Annotated in this window: 15 protein-coding genes; 10 read left to right on the top strand and 5 right to left on the bottom strand. The window is 70.1% G+C overall.

Features of this window, described 5'->3' with window-relative positions; genetic code table 11:
- Positions 1 to 56: 56 nt before the first annotated feature.
- A complete protein-coding gene (locus AC1Q6E_RS25825; RefSeq protein ID WP_296558331.1) occupies positions 57 to 539 on the top strand; it encodes a cupin domain-containing protein in 483 nt (160 codons plus the stop codon).
- A gap of 11 nt (positions 540 to 550) precedes the next feature.
- Here AC1Q6E_RS25825 and AC1Q6E_RS25820 read toward each other — a convergent pair whose 3' ends face one another.
- The 4 genes from AC1Q6E_RS25820 to AC1Q6E_RS25805 form a co-directional block, all read right to left on the bottom strand.
- Positions 551 to 1,462: a LysR substrate-binding domain-containing protein gene (locus AC1Q6E_RS25820; protein WP_492573804.1), complete on the bottom strand. Its 912-nt coding sequence runs from the start codon at positions 1,460 to 1,462 to the stop codon at positions 551 to 553.
- Positions 1,462 to 2,454, bottom strand: coding sequence for a Bug family tripartite tricarboxylate transporter substrate binding protein (locus tag AC1Q6E_RS25815; protein WP_152792790.1), 993 nt, complete (start codon positions 2,452 to 2,454; stop codon positions 1,462 to 1,464). The genes AC1Q6E_RS25820 and AC1Q6E_RS25815 overlap by 1 nt, the downstream gene beginning before the upstream one ends.
- Positions 2,455 to 2,574: 120 nt before the next feature.
- A complete protein-coding gene (locus tag AC1Q6E_RS25810) occupies positions 2,575 to 4,155 on the bottom strand; it encodes a hydantoinase B/oxoprolinase family protein (RefSeq protein WP_296558245.1) in 1,581 nt (526 codons plus the stop codon).
- A complete protein-coding gene (locus tag AC1Q6E_RS25805) occupies positions 4,155 to 6,245 on the bottom strand; it encodes a hydantoinase/oxoprolinase family protein (protein ID WP_492573803.1) in 2,091 nt (696 codons plus the stop codon). Before AC1Q6E_RS25805 ends, AC1Q6E_RS25810 begins: the two co-directional genes overlap by 1 nt.
- Before the next feature lie 104 nt (positions 6,246 to 6,349).
- Between AC1Q6E_RS25805 and AC1Q6E_RS25800 the strand changes: the two genes are divergently transcribed.
- From AC1Q6E_RS25800 to AC1Q6E_RS25790, 3 genes are all read left to right on the top strand, one after another.
- On the top strand, positions 6,350 to 7,279 hold the full coding sequence (locus AC1Q6E_RS25800; RefSeq protein WP_152792787.1) for a LysR substrate-binding domain-containing protein: 930 nt from the start codon (positions 6,350 to 6,352) through the stop codon (positions 7,277 to 7,279).
- 90 nt (positions 7,280 to 7,369) lie between these two features.
- Positions 7,370 to 8,560 (top strand): aminotransferase class V-fold PLP-dependent enzyme, encoded by a 1,191-nt coding sequence (locus AC1Q6E_RS25795; protein ID WP_296558240.1) that lies wholly within the window; start codon positions 7,370 to 7,372, stop codon positions 8,558 to 8,560.
- Positions 8,538 to 9,626 carry a GntG family PLP-dependent aldolase gene (locus tag AC1Q6E_RS25790; RefSeq protein ID WP_492573802.1) on the top strand — a complete coding sequence of 363 codons (1,089 nt, stop codon included), beginning with the start codon at positions 8,538 to 8,540 and terminating at the stop codon, positions 9,624 to 9,626. The genes AC1Q6E_RS25795 and AC1Q6E_RS25790 overlap by 23 nt, the downstream gene beginning before the upstream one ends.
- Here AC1Q6E_RS25790 and AC1Q6E_RS25785 read toward each other — a convergent pair.
- Positions 9,623 to 10,591 (bottom strand): LysR family transcriptional regulator, encoded by a 969-nt coding sequence (locus AC1Q6E_RS25785; protein WP_296558237.1) that lies wholly within the window; start codon positions 10,589 to 10,591, stop codon positions 9,623 to 9,625. The two genes, AC1Q6E_RS25790 and AC1Q6E_RS25785, sit on opposite strands and share 4 nt — an antisense overlap.
- Positions 10,592 to 10,716: 125 nt before the next feature.
- On the opposite strand from AC1Q6E_RS25785, the gene AC1Q6E_RS25780 reads away from it, so the two are divergent.
- Genes AC1Q6E_RS25780 through AC1Q6E_RS25755 form a run of 6 tightly spaced genes read left to right on the top strand, consistent with a single transcriptional unit; the run spans position 10,717 to position 17,387 of the window.
- A complete protein-coding gene (locus AC1Q6E_RS25780) occupies positions 10,717 to 12,225 on the top strand; it encodes an FAD-dependent monooxygenase (protein WP_492573801.1) in 1,509 nt (502 codons plus the stop codon).
- Positions 12,222 to 13,559: an amidohydrolase family protein gene (locus AC1Q6E_RS25775; RefSeq protein ID WP_296558231.1), complete on the top strand. Its 1,338-nt coding sequence runs from the start codon at positions 12,222 to 12,224 to the stop codon at positions 13,557 to 13,559. Before AC1Q6E_RS25780 ends, AC1Q6E_RS25775 begins: the two co-directional genes overlap by 4 nt.
- The gene (locus tag AC1Q6E_RS25770) at positions 13,556 to 14,569 is read left to right on the top strand and encodes an alpha/beta hydrolase (RefSeq protein ID WP_296558229.1); all 1,014 of its coding nucleotides are present in this window, start codon (positions 13,556 to 13,558) and stop codon (positions 14,567 to 14,569) included. The genes AC1Q6E_RS25775 and AC1Q6E_RS25770 overlap by 4 nt, the downstream gene beginning before the upstream one ends.
- Entirely contained in the window at positions 14,566 to 15,549 is a 984-nt protein-coding gene (locus AC1Q6E_RS25765; RefSeq protein ID WP_296558227.1) for a Bug family tripartite tricarboxylate transporter substrate binding protein, read from the top strand. Before AC1Q6E_RS25770 ends, AC1Q6E_RS25765 begins: the two co-directional genes overlap by 4 nt.
- A gap of 10 nt (positions 15,550 to 15,559) precedes the next feature.
- Positions 15,560 to 16,513, top strand: coding sequence for a VOC family protein (locus tag AC1Q6E_RS25760; protein ID WP_296558225.1), 954 nt, complete (start codon positions 15,560 to 15,562; stop codon positions 16,511 to 16,513).
- A 19-nt stretch (positions 16,514 to 16,532) separates the two neighbouring features.
- A complete protein-coding gene (locus AC1Q6E_RS25755) occupies positions 16,533 to 17,387 on the top strand; it encodes a fumarylacetoacetate hydrolase family protein (protein WP_152792778.1) in 855 nt (284 codons plus the stop codon).
- The last annotated feature ends 157 nt before the right edge of the window (positions 17,388 to 17,544 follow it).

The raw sequence follows: 17,544 nt of genomic DNA, 5'->3' as shown, positions 1-17,544 counted from the left end.
ATCCCGTCGATACCCTGATCGATGCCGCCAAACCCACCCTCCGGCGCCCCGAGGGCATGAGCTTCGGCGACTGGATGAACTCGCGCTGTGTTCAGCGCTCCACCCGCCAGTACGACTGGAACGCGCTGAAGTTCCAGGCCGACTACGACCCCAAGTACGGCCGCGCCCAGATGCGCTACCTCGGCACCGGCGCCACCGGCGTCGCCAGCGATTCCAATACCGTGCCGGCGGTGCACTTCACCTTCTCGACCATGATCATCCCCGCCGGCCACGTCGGCCCGCTGCATCTGCACGAGGACACCGAGGAAGTCTTCTTCGTGCTGCGCGGCAAGGTCCGCATCATGTGCGAATCGAAGGAAGGCGAATACTGGGAGATCGAGGCCGGCGAACGCGACCTGATCTCGGTCCCGCCCGGCGTCTACCGGGGCGAGGTCAACATCGGCGACGAAGAGGCGCTGATGTGCGTGATGCTGGGTTCGCCCAAGCCGCAGACGCCGACCTACAAGCCGGACGATCCCCTGTCGCGGGTCAAGCGCTGAGGACCGCGCCGTCAGCCCGGCGCCAGGCCTCCCGCCCACTCCAGGAAGGCCTTGACCGCAGGCTTGCGATAGGCCCGCTCGGTACACACCGCGTAGTAGTCCAGGCCGTCGCACGTCTCCCAGGACGTGGGGCGCGCCAGGCGGCCGGCCGCCTCGGCGTCGGCGACCAGCGAGGAACGGCTGACGGCCACGCCCAGCGACGCCTCCGCGGCCGCGAGCATGGAAGCCGAGTCGTTGAAATCGATGCGCAGGTCGCCCGGCGGGAGGCCGTCCAGCCCCTCCGCCCGCGGCGATGCGTCGTCGCGTTCGATATTGCGCAGCCATGGCACGCGCGGGCGCGCCGCGGGGTCGCGCAATTGTGCGCGGATCGCCGGCGCGCACACCGGCACGATGCGGTCCCGCGTCAGTCGCAGCGCGCGGCAGTCCAGCCAGTCCCCCGCGCCCAGCCGGATCGAGACGTCCACCCCCGAACTGGCGATGTCCGCGAAGTAGCGGTGGATATCCAGGCTCAGGTGGATGTGCGGATGGGCCTCGGTGAAACCTGCCAGGCGGGGGATCAGGACACGCAGCGCGAAGCTGCGCGCCACCGACAGCACCAGGGTCTGGCGCTCGGCCCGCAGCGTGAGCCGGCCTATCCCCGCGCCCAGCGTCTCGAAGCCGCGCCGGGTGAAGTCATACAGCAGTTCCCCCTCTTGCGTGAAGCGCAGCCCGCGGGCATGGCGCTCGAACAGGCGCACGCCCAGGTGGTCTTCGAGCGCGCGGATCTGGCGGCTGAGGGCGCCCTGCGTGATGCCGAGCTCCTCGGCCGCCCGCACCAGATTCAGGTGACGTGCCGAGACATCGAAGGCCAGCATGAGCCGCGTCGACGGCAACCTCGCGAGCAGCGAGGACGACGCGGGCGGCAAGGCGGGGGCGGTGGCCATCAGTGCAGCCGGATGTCGGCTTCCTTCAGCAAAGTCTTGTATTTGGCGATCTCGCGGCCGACGAACTCCTTGGCCTGGGCCGGGGTCGTCTGCATCGGCACGCCCGCGGTGTCCATGAGCTTCTTGGCGATATCCGGCTGCTGCATCGCTTGCTGGACCAGGGCATTGACCTTCTGGATCACTGGCTCGGGCGTCCCGCTGGCGGCGAACATGCCGAACCAGCTTTCGACGTTGAACGACGACACCTCGGGCGCTTCGCGGATGGTCGGCACCTGCGGCAGCGGCGGATAGCGTTCGGGCAGCGCCATGCCCAGCATCTTCAGTTCGCCCCGGTCGACGAAACCGCGGATCGAGCCCGGGCTGGCGTAGGTCATGGTCACCCGCCCCGTCGCCACCTCCATCGCGGCCTGGGGCGCGCCGCTGTAGGGCACGTGCCGGGCCTCGATGCCGGCCATTTTGTTGAACACCTCGCCGGTCACGTGCTGGATGGTGCCCACGCCGCTCGAGGAAAAGGTCAGTTCGCCCGGATGCTTGCGGGCGTAGGCAATCAGCTCGGAAACGCTGTTCGCCGGAAAATCCCGCTTCACGACCAGCACGTTGGGCGCGGTGGTAACCATGCTGACGGGCGTCAGGTCCCGGCTGGTGTCGTAGTCGACTTCCTTATTGATGACGGGATTGATCACGATCTCGCCCGCGGCACAGACCAGGAAGGTATAGCCATCGGCGGGAAAACCCAGCACGTGCTTGATGGCGATGATGCCCCCCGCGCCCGGCTTGTTCTCGACCACGACCTGCTGGCCCAGTTGCTCGGACACGTAGCGTCCGATCATGCGCGCGGCCACGTCCACCGCGCCGCCGGCGGCATAGGGAACGACAAAGCGCAGCGGCCGGGTGGGATAGGCGTCCGCCGCCACCGAGGGGAAGGCCGCCAGCGCGATGGCCATGGCCGGCAGCCACCGCGCCAGCCGGTAAACAGTCTTGATCGGATACATGAGGATTCCTTTGCTTTGTATGTCTATTGGAAAAGCTCGCGGCAACCGCCGCACTGCCTGACAGTGTCTCCCTGCTCTTCGATACGCGGCGGGGCCTCCTGGAGGCCCCGCCGCGCCAACTCACGCGGGCGTCCCGTAGCCTCCCGCTCCCGGCGTGCACACCCGCAGGACGTCGTTCCTGCGCAGCCGGATCTCCGCCGCCGCCGACGGCAGGCGCCGCTCTCCGGGCGTACCCGGATTCAGGATGAATTCCCCCAGCGCGCCGTCGGCCCCGCCGGCCATGCCGGCGGCCGGTACGTTCTGGCGCTCGGACGACAGGCTCAGCACCGTATCGTCGCCCAAGGCGCGGTAGTCGCGCACCACGCCGTGGCCGCCGCGGTGGTGTCCCGCGCCGCCGGAATCTCTGCGCAGCGCATAGCGTTCGATCAAGAACGGATAGGCGTGCTCCAGCGCCTCGACCGGCAGGTTGGAAGAACCCGAGGCATGCACCCGCACGGCATCGACGCCGGGCTGGTAGGCCCGCGCGCCCATGGCGCCGGCAATCGTCTCGTAGTTCACGTAATAGCCGCCCGTGCGCGGGTCGGTCCCGGCCAGCACGATCAACTGGTGCGGCCCGCAACCGGCCAGGGCCCGGTCGGGAATGGCCTGCGACAGCGCGGCCGCGATCGCATCGCCCAGCACGGCGCAGGAAATCGAACGGGCGCCCACCGCCGCGGGCGAAACCGGCCCGACCACCGAGCCGGACGGAGCACTGATGTCCATGGTGCGGAAATAGCCCGAGTTGGCGGGCACGTCGGGATCCAGCAAGCTCTTGACCACCGTGTACACCGTGGCGACCAGCGCCCGCAGCGGGATATTGCGCGCCGCCGCCAGTTGCGGCGCGGAGCCGGCGAAATCGAAGTTCAGCTTGCCGTCACCCACGGTCAGGACCAGACGTATCGCGGCCTTTTCTCCCGCCTCCACGCCATCCAGGTATTCGCAGGCTTCATAGCGGCCCGGCGGAACCTTGGCGATGGCGGCGGCAAAGCGCCGCTCGGTGAAGTCCAGGTAGGCGGCCATGATGGCCTGGGTCTGCGCCACGCCGTAGCGCTCGAACAGCGTCTGCACGCTGCGCTGGCCGACCGTGTTGGCGGCGATCTGGGCGCGCAGGTCGCCCGCCCGTTCGTCGGGCGTGCGCGAGTTCAGCATCAGGATGTCGAACACGTCCCGGTTGACCTGGCCCGCGCTGACGATGCGCACCGGCGGAATGCGCAGTCCTTCCTGGAAGATGGACTGGCAGACCGCGGCCTCGGAACCCGGCACCATGCCGCCCACGTCCGCGTGATGGGCGATGCAGGCCACATAGGCCACGATCTCCCCGTCGATGAAGACGGGCGAAATGACGTTGATGTCGGGCAGGTGCGAACCGCCGCCGTTGTAGGGATCGTTGGCCAGGAACATGTCGCCTGGCCGGATCTCCTGCCGGGGAAACCGTTCGAGCACGGCCTGTACCACGCCCACCATCGAGCCCAGGTGGATCGGCACGCGCTGGGGCAGCGCCACGACATTGCCGAGATGGTCGAACACCGCGGTCGAACAATCGCCGCGCTCCTTGATGTTGGGAGAGAACGCGGTGCGCATCAGCGCCGCGCTCATTTCCTCGGTCACGCCCAGCAGATAGCGGGCGACGACCTCGGCACGGATGGGGTCGACGGGAGTCATCAATGGGCTTCCTTGCCCGGCGCGCCGGGCGTGAGATCGATGTGCAGGCTGCCGTCCGCGCCGACGCGGGTCGACGAGCCGGGCGGAATGACCGTGGTGGTATCCATCTGCTCGACGATGGCGGGCCCGTCCAGGCAGGCGCCTGCCAGCAGGTCGTCCCGCTGCAGCACGGGCGTGTCGACGAAACCGGTCGCGGCGAACCATACGCGGCGCGTGGGCGCCCCGGCGACGGGATCGGTCCGCGCGTCCTGCCGGGCGATGGCCGCGGCCTCCAGGCGCTCGCGGGCGATGACGACCGACACGCGCAGGTTGACCACCTCCACGCCCTGGGCGCGCATGTCGTAGCCGTACAGATCGGCATGGCGGGCGTGATAGGCGTCGATGGCCAGCGCCAGCGCGGTGGCGTCGAGCTCGCCCGCGGCGATGTCCAGGATCAGTTCCGCGTTCTGGCCCAGATAGCGCAGATCGAGTTGCCAGTGCCGCGCGACGCCTCCGGCATCAAGGCCGACCCCCTCGGAGGCCAGCCAGTCATCCGCGCGGCGCGCCAGCTCGCGCAGGCCCGCGTTCAGTAGCGGCAGCCGGTCGGGCATGGCCGGAACCAGGCGGGTCAGGGAAAAATCGCCCTGCCGGTCCGACTGGAGCAGGCCCTGCGCCGACATGAGCCCGGGCCGCGGCGGAACGATGACGTGGCGCATGCCCGCCATCGTGGCGACATCGGCCGCATGCAGGGGACCCGCGCCGCCGAAGGCGACCAGCGCGTAGTCGCGCGGGTCTTCGCCCTGCTCGACGGAAATCACGCGCACCGCGCCCGTCATGTTGGCGTTGGCGATCTCCAGTATGCCGATCGCGACCTCCTCCGCGCCACGGCCCATGGCGGTGGCGACCTCGTCGCGGATGGCCCGGGCCGCCAGTTCCGGGTGCATGGACATGCGCCCGCCCAGCAGCGCGACCGGGCTCAGCCGGCCCAGCAGCACGTTGGCATCCGTGACCGTGGGCCTGGTGCCGCCGCGCCCATACGAGGCCGGGCCGGGATAGGCGCTGGCGCTCTTGGGCCCGACCTTGAGCAGCCCGCCCGCGTCCAGCCAGGCCAGGCTGCCGCCTCCCGCGCCTATGGTGTGGATGTCCAGGGTACGGGTGCGCACGGGAAAGCCCCCCATGTCGCGCTCGCTCTTCATGGCCGGCCGGCCATCGCGGATCAGGCAGACGTCGGTACTCGTGCCCCCCATGTCGAAGGTGATGAGGTTGCGCACGCCGCAGGCCTCGCCCAGCGCCGCGGTGCTGACGACCCCCCCCGCCGGGCCCGAGAAGAAAGTGTTGATGGGACGCTGCCGCACGGTCTGGGTGGTGACCGCGCCGCCGTTCGATTGCATGACGTGGGGACTCGACCGCACGCCCAGGTCCCGCACGCCCATCTCGAAGCGTTGCAGGTAATCGTCCATCACCGGCATCAGGCTGGCGTTGACGACCGTGGTGATGAAACGCTCGTACTCGCGGAACTCGGGCAGCACTTCGGACGAGACACTGACATAGGCCTCGGGCCAGTGCCGCGCCACCAGTTGGCGCGCGCGCTCCTCGTGCGCCGCGTTCTGGTAGGCATGCAGGAAGCAGATGGCGACCGTCTGCACGCCGCGCCCGCGCAACGCGTTCAGCGCGCCCAGCACGTCCTCGTCGCGCAGCGGCGTGACGACCTCGCCGTCGGCGGCGATGCGTTCGGCCACTTCGGCGCGGCAATCGTCGGGCACCGGGGGCATGGGCTTGGGCACGTCCAGGTTGAAATAGTGGGGACGGCGCTGCCGCGCGAGGCTCAGCACGTCGCCGAACCCCTGCGTGGTGATCAACCCCGTCCGCGCCCACTGCCCTTCCAGCACCGCGTTGGTCGCCAGCGTGGTGCCGAGCACCAGGAACCCGACCTGCGCGGGATCGACCGCCGCCAGACTCATGATCTCGGCGATGCCGTTCAATATCCCCTGCGCGGGGTCCGCCGTCAGCGTGGGCACCTTGTGGTAGTGCCAGCGGCCGCCGCGCGTATCGCCCAACACCAGGTCGGTGAATGTGCCGCCCGTGTCGATGCCTATCCAGTATTCGCTCATTCCTTCCTCGGCAAGGACCGCGGATCGGTCCTGTCGGCAGGACTATGAGCTTGCTAGACTGTTACGACAATTGGATATTTATTTACCATTCATAGGCGATACGTATGAATTTCAAGCTGCGGCAACTCGAAGGTTTCGTGGCCGCCGCGGAGACCGGCGCGTTCAGCAAGGCCGCGGACCGGCTGGCCATGACCCAGCCCGCCTTCTCGCAACTCATACGCGAACTCGAGGCCATGGTGGGCGTGCGCCTGTTCGAGCGAACCACGCGGCGCATGGAGCTGACCGAAGGCGGGCGCCTGCTGCTGGCGCAGGTCAAGCGCCCGCTGGACGACCTGCAGCACGCCTATGCCAACCTGCGCGAGCTGGCCGGCGGCGAAAGCGGGACCGTGACCTTCGCCGTCCTGCCTTCGTCGGCATTCGGCCTCGGAACCCGCGCGATCGCCCAGTTGCGCGAGCGCTTTCCCAAAGTCCAGGTACGCCAGATCGAGGACCAGAACGACCTCCTGATCGACAAGGTGCTCCAGCGCGAAGTGGAGTTCGGCCTGGGCATGTATTCGCACGAGATTCCGGCGCTGCGGTTCGACTTCATGTTCACCGACGAACTGGTCGCCATCCTGCCCGCCGGCCATGCCCGCGCGCGCGCCCGCCAGATCGGCTGGCCCGAGCTTGCCGCGATGCCGCTGGTGCTGCTGCCCGCGCCATCCAGCGTCAGGCGGCTGGTCGATGCGGGACTGGCGCAGGCCGGCAGCCATCGCGCGCCGGCCTTCGAGGTGGTGAACATGGTCACGGCCCTGAGCATGGTGCGCGAAGGCCTGGGCGTGACCGTGCTGCCCCGCGTCGGCCTGGAAGCCATGAACCTGGCCGGACTGGTGCACCGGCCCATCGGCCCGCCCAGGCCCCAGCGGCAGATGGGCATCCTGCGCCGGGTGGACCGCCCCCTGTCGGCCGCCGCCGAGACGCTGATCGGTTTCCTGCACGGGCAGGCCGGAGAGGTCGCCCGCACCGCGGCGCGCGGCCAACGCGGTATGTCCTGAGGTCATAGCTCGCGCACCGAAAAATCGATAGGCGCGCAAAGTCGCGCTGACTATGCTGCCGGACATTCCCCGCATTTGTCCGAGCCCGCCATGACAACCGTTACCGACATGTCCCCCTTTGCCGCCCTGCGCGCCCGCTTCCCCGGCACCGCCCAGCGCGCCCACCTGGACGTGGCCAGCCGCAGCCTGATTCCCGCCAGCAGCCTGGAGATCGCCCAGGCCCACCTGCTCGAACGCGTGAACGGCGTCATCGACAAGGACCGCTACTTCAGCCTGGTCGAGACGGTGCGCCAGTCCTTCGCGCGCCTGGTCAACGCCGATCCGATCGAGATCGCCATGACCAAGAACGTATCCGAAGGCCTGAACATCGTCGCGGCCTCCATCGACTGGCGGCCCGGGGATGAAGTCATCCTGTGCTCCGACATCGAACACCCCAACAACCTCTATACCTGGCGCAACCAGGAACGGCTGGGCGTGGTGGTGCGCGACCTGCCGTCGCCCGACGGACTGTTCCCGCTGCAGGCCGCGCTCGATCGGCTGGGCGAGGGATCGCGCGTGCGCGTGGTGACCGTTTCCGCCACCTCGTTCAAGCCGGGGCTGCGCACCGATCTGCATGCGCTCGGCCGGGCCTGCCGCGCCGCCGGCGCGCATCTGGTGGTGGATGCGGCGCAGGCGGCCGGGATCACGCACCTGGACGTCGAGGCCATGGGCATCGACGCGCTGGCGGCCAGCACGCAAAAGGGACTGTGCTCGCTGTACGGCATGGGGCTGCTGTATGTGCGCCGCGCTTTTGCCGAGTCGTTGACGCCGCCCTACCTGGCGCGCTTCGGCGTCACCATCGCCGCGACCCACGAAGCCGATTACGACAAGGGCCCCATCCACTACAAGGCCGGCGCCCAGCGCTTCGATGTGGGCAACTACAACTTCCTGGCGTCGGCGCTCGTGGCCGATACCCTGTCCATGTTGCTGGCGTGCGGCACGCCCGCGATCGACCGACACGTCACGGCACTGGCCACCTCGCTCGCCGACGGCCTGGCCGAGCGCGGCTGCGGCGTGGTGCGGCCCGCGGGGGCCATCATGGCCAACATGGTGTGCCTGCGCATCCCCGGCGGCGGTCCCGCGTCGGCCGAACTGCAACGCCATCTCCAGGAGCACCGGGTACAGGCCGCCGTCCGGCGCGACCTGCTGCGATTCTCCATCCATGCCTACAACGACCGGTCGGACATCGACCGCGCCGTGGCCGTGACCGCGCAGTGGCATGAGCGCCAGTCCCGCGCCTGATCGCGCGCCCGCCACCGGGGCCGGACGCCGCATCGACCTGCGCAGCGATACCGTCACGGAGCCCACCGAGGCCATGCGCGAGGCGATGCGCATGGCCGTCGTCGGCGACGACGGGCTGGACGGCGACCCGACCGTGGGCGAACTGGAAGCGGCGGGCGCCGCGGCCATGGGCAAGGAAGACGCCTTGTTCGTGGCCAGCGGCACCATGGGCAACCTGGTCGCGGCCCTGGTGCACGCCAGCAGAGGGGGCGAGGCGCTGGTCGATGAACACGCGCACGTGGCCCGTTCCGAGGGTGGCGGCATTTCGCGCCTGGCCGGCCTGATGTGCACGGCGGTCCGGTCGCGCGGCGGCATGATGGACCTCGACGCGCTGGCGGCGTCGATGCGCGGCGGCTATTCCCGCCATGGCGCCCCCACGGCGATGGTCGTGATCGAAACGAGCCACAATCATGCGGGCGGCCGCGCCCTGCCGCTGCCCTACCTCGCCGCCGTGAGCGGACACGCGCGGGCGGCCGGCGCGGCCGTCCATATCGACGGCGCGCGGATCTTCAATGCGGCGCTGGCGCAGGGCGTCCCGCCCGCGGCCATCGCCGCATTCGGCGACACGGTGACGTTCTGCCTGTCCAAGGGCCTGAGCGCGCCCATGGGCTCGATCCTGGCGGGTTCCCGCGACTTCGTCGTCCGCGCCCGCAGCTATCGCCGCATGGTGGGCGGCGGCCTGCGCCAGGCGGGCTGCGTCGCCGCCGCGGGCCTGGTCGCCTTGCGCGACATGGCCGGACGGCTGGCCGACGACCACCGGCGCGCGTACGCCTTATGGGCCAGCCTGCGGGCACAAGCTCCGGCGCTGGTCGGAAATGCGCCGGACACGAACATCGTGCTCATCCACCTGGGCGCCTCGAGCCCCGGCGCAGCGACCGCCTGCGCCGCGCGGCTGTCCGCCCGGGGAATACTCGTCCGCCCGCGCGATGCCGATACCCTGCGGATCGTGATCCATCGGCACATCGACGACGATGCGATTCGAGTCGCCGCAGCGCAGATCACCCTCGCCACCGGGTCCGAACACTAGGCGCGCGCGTCTTCGCCTCGCCGGCGCCGCGGCGGAACGCGCGGCGCCTCGTCCAGCGCGGGCAAATCCCCGGCCGTGGCCCGCAACAACCCCCGCAGCCAGGAAATGGCCGGATCCCGCTCCTGGTACTTGTGCCATTGCAGGTTCTCCGCGAAGCGGGGAATCTCAATCGGACAAGGCACCACCCGCAGCGCAAAACGCGCCGCCATGTGGCGCGCCAGCCGGGTCGGCAGGGTCGCGATGCGCGGCGTGCCCACCAGCAACTCCGGCACCAGCGTGAAGTTGGGGGCGATCACGTCCTGCCGGCGCTGACGCCGGCCGCGCGACAGCATCTTCGCGTCATAGGTGATCCGCCGCCCGCCGCCCCATTCCACGCCCACGTGCGCAGCCTCGAAATAGGCTTCGCTCGACAGTTCGAACGCCGGGTCGACATGCGCTTCGCACACCAGGCAGGAAAACGTGTCCTCGAACAGCGGTTCGGCCGGGTGCCCCGCCACGACCGCGAACTCCGGCGCGATCAGGAGTTCGATCCCGCCGCTGTCCAGGTGCTCGGGCGTCTGGGGGCTGATCGCCCGCAGGTCGAACTGCATCAGCGGCGCCAGCTTCGCCGCCCGCCGCACCACCTCCGCCAGCAGCACCGTGATGACATAGTCCGAGGATTCGATCGTGAAGCGGCGCGTGGCCGTGGCCGGATCGAAGGTGGGCCGGGCGCGCGTCACGGTCTGGATCTGCAGCAGCACGTCGCGCACCGGCTTGACCAGCTGCTCGGCCAGCGGGGTCGGCACCAGGGTCTTGCCCACCGGCACCAGCAGCTCGTCGTCGAAATACTCGCGCAGCCGCCCCAGCGCCAGGCTGGTCGCGGGCTGGCTCAGGAAGATGCGCTCGGCGGCGCGGCTCACGCTGCGGGTGGCCAGGAGGGCGTCGAGCACCACCAGCAGATTCAAGTCCAGCTTGTTGAAGCGCATGGCCCATCCATTTACCAAACAAATGGTTCGAATTTAAACAATTAACTTTACGTCTGTCGACGGGCTCGCCACCATGCGAGGCATGCGGCTCGAAGCCGCCTTGACGAAAAAGCTGGAGACAGACAATGCAGTGGGATGTGATCGTGGTCGGTGGCGGCCCGTCGGGGCTGACCCTGGCCGCCGAACTGGCGGGCTCGGGAGCCAGGACGCTGGTCCTGGAGCGGCGCACCGAAGGCGTGCAGTCGCGCGCCGGCACCCTGTTGCCGCGCGTGCTGGAACTGTTCGACGCGCGCGGCATCGCCGACCGCTTCATCCGGCGCACACGCGACATCAGCCCGTATCCGTTCCGCCCCTCGCACATCTGGGCTGGCTTCCACCCCATCGAATGGCATTACCTGGAAACCCGCTACGGCTTCACGCTGGGACTGCCGCAGAACCTGACCGAGGAAATCCTGTGGACCTGGGCCGAGGAAAGCGGCGCCGAGATACGGCGCGGCGCCGAAGCCCGGGCCGTGCGGCAATCGGCGGACGGGGTCGAAGTGGATGTCGGCAGCGAGGACGGCACCACGACTACCCTGCGCGCCCGCTATCTGGTCGGCGCCGACGGCGGCCGCAGCGTCGTGCGCGGCCAGGCCGGCCTGCCCTTCGACGGCCGCGGCGGCTCGTTCCGCGGCATCGTGATCGACGCCGAACTGGACGCCCCCTGGCCCGGCGGCCGCGTCAACGTCGACAACGAGATGGGCTGGGTGCGCGGCTACGCCTTCGGCGACGGCATCACCCGCTTCAACATCGTGCATCGCGACCGGCGGCATGCGGCCAAGGATGAGCCCGTCACGCTGGAAGAAGCCCTGCAATGCATCCGCGACGTGCACGGCACCGACTACGGCATCCGCGGCCACCGCTGGGCCTCGCGCTTCGACGACCAGATGCGCGCCGTGCCCACGCTGCGCAGCGGCCGCGTCTTCCTGGTGGGCGAATCGGCGCGCATCCACTACCCCGCCAGCGGCGTGGGCATGAACTTCTGCCTGCAGGACGCCTTCAACCTGGGATGGAAGCTGGCCCACGTGGTGCGGGGCCACAGCGACGCCGCCATCCTCGACAGCTATGACGAGGAACGCCTGCCGGTCATGCGCGACCTGCTCGACAGCGTCGCGGCCCAGTGTGCGCTGCAATTCAATTTCGAACCCGAAGGCGTCGCCCTGAAGCGGCGCATGCAGCGCGAGTACATTCCGCTGCCCGACGTGCAGCGCAAGCTGGTGCGCGAACTCTGCGGCCTGACCCACCCCTATCCCGCGCCGCCAGGCAGCCACCCGCTGGCCGGGCAGCACGCCCCGGACATCGACCTGATCGGACTGGACGGCCAGTCGGTGCGCCTGGCCGAACTGCTGCGCGAGCGGCGCTTCGTGCTGCTGGACCTGGAAGGCTACAGCGGCCAGTACGCGGACCTGCCGCTGGAAGGGCTGCCCGTGCGCCACGTGCAGGCGCGCCTGGGCCGGGCGCCCGCCGCGCTGGCCGGCGTCCAGGGGCTGCTGGTGCGGCCGGACGGCTACATCGCCTGGGCCGGCACCTCCGTGCAACAGGGCGGCGAAGTGCGCGCCGAGCTGGCACGCTGGCTGCGCGGAGCGCGGGCATGAGCCGTCGCACGCTCATCCGCCAGGGTTGGATCGTCAGCGTCGATCCCCAGGTGGGCGATCTGCGCCAGGGCGACCTCCTGATCGAGGACGACCGCATCGCCGCGATCGCGCCGAACCTCGCGGTCGACGATGCGGAGCAGATCGATGCCCGCGGGATGATCGTCCTGCCCGGCTTCGTCGACACGCACCGCCATACCTGGCAGACCTGCGTGCGGCACCGCTATGCCGACATCGATCCGCAGGTCTATTTTGCCGAGATGCTGGGCGCCAAGGGCGCGGCCTTCCGCGCCGAGGACGTCTACACCGGCACGCTGCTGGGCGCGGTCTCGGCGCTGGACGGCGGCATCACCACCATGATGGACTGGTCGCACGTGCAGAACAGTCCCGAGCACAGCGACGCCGCCGTCCAGGCCCTGCGGGACGCCGGCCTGCGGGCCGTGTTCGGCCACGGCTGGCCGCTGGTCGAGGGCGCGAGCTGGATGTTCGACAGCCAGCGCGGCCACCCACGCGACATCCGCCGGCTGCGCCGGGAGTTCTTTGCCTCGGACGACCAGTTGCTGACGCTGGCCATGGCGGCGCGCGGCCCCGAGATGGCCCGCCGCGAAGTCTGGCTGGACGACCTGCGCCTGGCGCGCGAACTGGGCATACGCTCCAGCATCCACATGGGCGCCTACGCGCGCAACGCGCCCATCCGCGCGATCGCGCAGATGCAGGCCGAAGGCGCGCTGGGCCCGGACCTGACCTTCGTGCACTGCTGCTTCTGCGGCCATGACGAGATCGCGATGATGGCCGACGCCGGCGTCACCGCCTCGCTGGGCGTGCATTGCGAGATGAACGCCCAGGGCATCGGCGACATCCCCTTCGACCGCCTGCTGGCCGCCGGCATCCGGCCCAGCCTGAGCGGCGATACCGAGACGAAATGCGCCGGCGACATGTTCACCCAGATGCGCCACGCTTTCGCCTATTACCGGTCCTGGATGGGCGGCGGCCACTCGCGCGTGCCGGACGCGCCGGCCACGCTCACGCTGCGCGACGTGCTGGAATTCGCCACGCTGGCCGGCGCCCGCGCCACCGGCCTGGACCACAAGACCGGCTCGCTCACGCCCGGCAAGGAGGCCGACATCGTGCTGATACGCGGCGACGACCTGAACCTGACACCGGTGTCGGACGCCGTCGGCGCCGTGGTGCTGGCGGCCCATCCCGGCAACGTCGATACCGTGTTCGTGGCCGGCCGCGCCGTCAAACGCGCGGGACAACTGCTGCACCTCGACGTCGAGGCGCTGCGGCGGCGCGCCCGGGCCTCGCAGGCGCACGTGCTGGAGCTGCCGGCATGACGGCCGCGCCTGCCGTCCCCCTGGACGCGGACCTGGCCCGCATCGTGGCCGCCCTGCGCGCGCAAGGCGCCCCCGCGCCGTTCGCCGGCGGCGCACCCGAGGCCCGCCAGCGCATGGCGCGCGCCATCCTGGCCGCGCGCGACCGCCACGGCGTGCCCGAAGTAGGCGCCGTGCGCGACCTGACCGAGGCCGAGGCCCCGGTGCCAGGCCGCGTCTATCGTCCCGCCACGGCGGGCCCGCACGCCACCGTGGTCTTCTTCCACGGCGGCGGTTTCGTGCTGGGCAGCGTCGAACTGATGGACGACATCGCGCGCAAGCTGTGCCGCGACATGGACGCGGTGGTCGTGTCGGTGGACTACCGGCTGGCGCCCGAGCATCCCTACCCGGCCGCGCACGACGACGCCCTGGCCGCCACGCAATGGGTACAGGCGCATGCCCGTGAACTGGGCGGCGACCCGGCCCGCGTAGCCGTGGCCGGAGAAAGCGCGGGCGCCAACCTGGCGGCCAGCGCCGCCCTGCTGTGCCGCGACGCCGGCCGGCCGCTGGCGGCACAACTACTGGTCGTGCCCGGCCTGGACATGGCCCGCGATACGCGGCGCCTGGAGGCGGCTGGCCGCGACTATCCCATGCTGTCCCCGGCCGACCTGCGCGACATCGCCCGCCTGTACATGGGCGAACGCGCCGGGGAAGCCGCCACCTTCCCGCCTTCGCCGCTGCGCGCCGACGACCTGGCCGGGCTGCCCCCCACCGTCATCGCGGTGGCCGGGCACGACCCGTTGCGCAGCGAAGGCCTGGCCTACGCCGACGGGCTGCGCGGCGCCGGCGTGCCCGTCACGCTACTGCGCCACGACGACATGTTCCACCCCTTCCTGGGCTTCTTCGAAGCCTCGGCCGCGGCCCGCCGCGCCAACGACGACATCTGCCGGGCGTTCCGCGACTGCCTGGCATCCCTTCCCCAGGCCGGGGCCAAGTCCCCCGGTCACGTAGCCCCCCAAGAGGACCCACGATGAGACAAGCCAAGCAACTGATCGCCGGAGCGCTGGCCGCGCTGCTCGGCCTGGCCTGCCCGCTGCAGGCAGGCGCGCAACAACCCTACCCCAACAAGCCCATCCACGTGGTCTTTCCTTATCCCACCGGATCGCCCATCGACGTCATCGGCCGCCTGATCGCCGACCGGGCGGGCAAGCTGCTGGGCCAGCCGCTGGTGTTCGAGAACCGCGGCGGCGCCAACGGCATCGTCGGCACCAGCTACGCCGCCCGCATGGCGCCCGACGGCTACAACATCCACCTGACCACCACCTCGGCCCTGCTGCTCAACAGCTACCTGCGCAAGGACCTGCCCTACGAACCGCTCAAGAGCTTCACGCCCATCACCGCCGTGGCCGACCTGCCCGTCGCGCTGATGGTCAGCGCCAAGGTGCCGGCCAACACCACGCGCGAGTTCGTCGACTACCTGAAGCGCAATCCCGGCAAGCTCAATTTCGCCAGCGTCGGCAACGGCTCGTTCAACCACCTGCTGGGCGAACAGTTCAAGGCCGCCGCCGGCGTCGACATGCTGCACGTGCCCTACCAGGGCGCGGGCCAGATCGCCATCGAACTGCTGGCCGGCCGGCTCGACGCCACCATCCTGAGCGTGGGCAGCCTGCTCGGACAGTGGAAGCAGGGACAGATCAAGGTGCTGGCCTTCATGACTCCCAGGCGCCATCCGCTGCACCCCGACGTGCCCGCCATCACCGAGGACTTCCCCGACTTCCGCCCCTTCGGCAACTGGATGGGATTCGTCGCGCCCGCTGGCACGCCCGCGCCCATCGTCGCCAGGCTGGCCGACACCTTCCGCGCCGTGTTGCAGCAGCCCGACGTGCGCGCCAAGATCGAGGAACAGCACTGGAGCGTGATCGGCAGCAGCCCCGAGGCCTTCGCCGCGTCGCTGCGCGACGACACCGCCATCCTGCGCGCCGCCGTCGACATGGCGGGCATCAAACCGGAATAGGAGCACGCCGATGCGCGCCCCAGCCTTGACGACTCACCTCGAACGCCGCGCCGCCGTGCATTCGGTGGACTGCTTCGTGTACTCGGTGCCCGACCTGGCCGAGGCCGAACGCTTCTACCTGGCCTTCGGCCTGGACGTGCGGCGCGGCGCCGGCCATCTCGAACTGCGCACGCACGGCCATCCCCATGTGTGGAGCCGCGTCCACGAGCAAGGCCAGACCAAGCGCCTGCAATACGTCCGCTACGGCATCCACGCGGCCGACCTGGACGAAATGCGCGCGCGCATCGAGGCCGCGGGCCCGCGAACCGCCCCGCACGCACTGTCGGACGGCCAGGGGCTGTGGCTGCGCGATCCGGATGGCACGCCGCTGCAACTGGTGGTGGCGGACAAGGTTTCGCCCGCCGCCAAGAGCCCGCCCTTTGCCTTCGCCCCGGTCCCGCCCGGCCAGGGCGCCGCCCCGGCCCGCAGCCGCGTGCGGCCGGTGCGGCCGCGCCACCTTTCGCACGTCCTGTTCTTCACGCCCGACGTCGCACGCATGGTGGACTTCTGCCGGACCATACTGGGGCTGCGCGTGTCGGACCATTCCGGCGACCTCATCGCCTTCATGCACGGCATCCATGGCAGCGACCATCACCTCGTGGCTTTCGCCAAATCGCACGCACGCGGCCTGCATCACTCCAGCTGGGACGTTGGCAGCCTGGACGAGGTCGGCCGCGGCTCCGAGCAGATGCGCATCGCCGGCTACGCGCAGGGCTGGGGCGTCGGCCGCCACGTGCTGGGCTCGAACTACTTCTACTACGTGCGCGACCCCTGGGGCAGCTGGGCCGAATACTCGTACGATATCGACTACGTCCCGGCCGGCCTGGACTGGCCCGCCGCCGACCACCCGCCCGAGGACTCGCTCTACGTCTGGGGTCCGCCCCTGCCGGCCGACTTCATCACCAACCAGGAATACCCCGGCTGACGGGGAAACGAGACACGCCATGAGACTGATCGCCTTCAAGAACCCCGCCGGCGCGCCCGCCCTCGGTGCCCGCCTGGGCAACGACGTGGTCGACCTGACCGCGCGCGGCCTGCCCGCCACGCTGGACGAACTGCTGCGCGACCCCGGCGGCCTGGATGCCGCCCGCGCGGCGGCCGACGCGCCGGGCGAGCGCCTGGCCCTGGCCGGCCTCGCCCTGCTGCCGCCGCTGCAACACCCCGCCAAGGCTTTCGCCATCGGCCTGAACTATGTGGACCATGCCGCCGAAAGCAATTTCGCGCCGCCCGCGCATCCGGTGCTGTTCCAGCGCTTCCCGTCGTCCTGGGTGGCCCACGGCACCGCCATCGAACGCCCCCGCGTCTCCGTGCAGTTCGACTACGAGGCCGAACTGGTCGCGGTGATCGGCAAGGGCGGCCGCTACATTCCCAAGGAACGCGCGCTCGAACACGTGGCGGGCTATTCGCTGTTCAACGAAGGGTCGATCCGCGACTACCAGTTCCGCTCCAACCAGTGGCTGTGGGGCAAGAACTTCGACCGCAGCGGCGGCTTCGGCCCGGAGTTCGTCACCGCCGACGAACTGCCGCCGGGCGCCGCCGGGCTGCGGATCCAGTGCCGCCTGAACGGCCAGGTCATGCAGGACGCCAACACCCGCGACATGATCTTCGACGTGGCCACCCTGGTGGCGGCCTGCTCGGAAGGCATGGCGCTGCAACCGGGCGACATGATCATCACCGGCACCCCGTCGGGCGTGGGCCTGGCGCGCAAGCCACCGGTCTGGCTCAAGCCCGGCGATGTGTGCGAGATCGAGGTGGAGGGCGTGGGCCTGCTGCGCAACCCGGTGATCGACGAGGCTTGAGGCCCATCGATCGTCGTACATGGCCGGCAAGGGGCCCTAGGCTGAATCGACATTCATGAATGTCTGGGATAGGGTTCTTGAACCGTCCTTGACCGGTGGGGTGGGGCGGCCCGCGGTGGGGGGCCCCACCCCACCCGTCAAGGACCAACGACAGTGA

The sequence above is a fragment of the Pigmentiphaga sp. MLSB6-MA01 genome (genome assembly GCF_058793475.1).
This window is presented reverse-complemented; position numbering and strand designations above follow the sequence as displayed.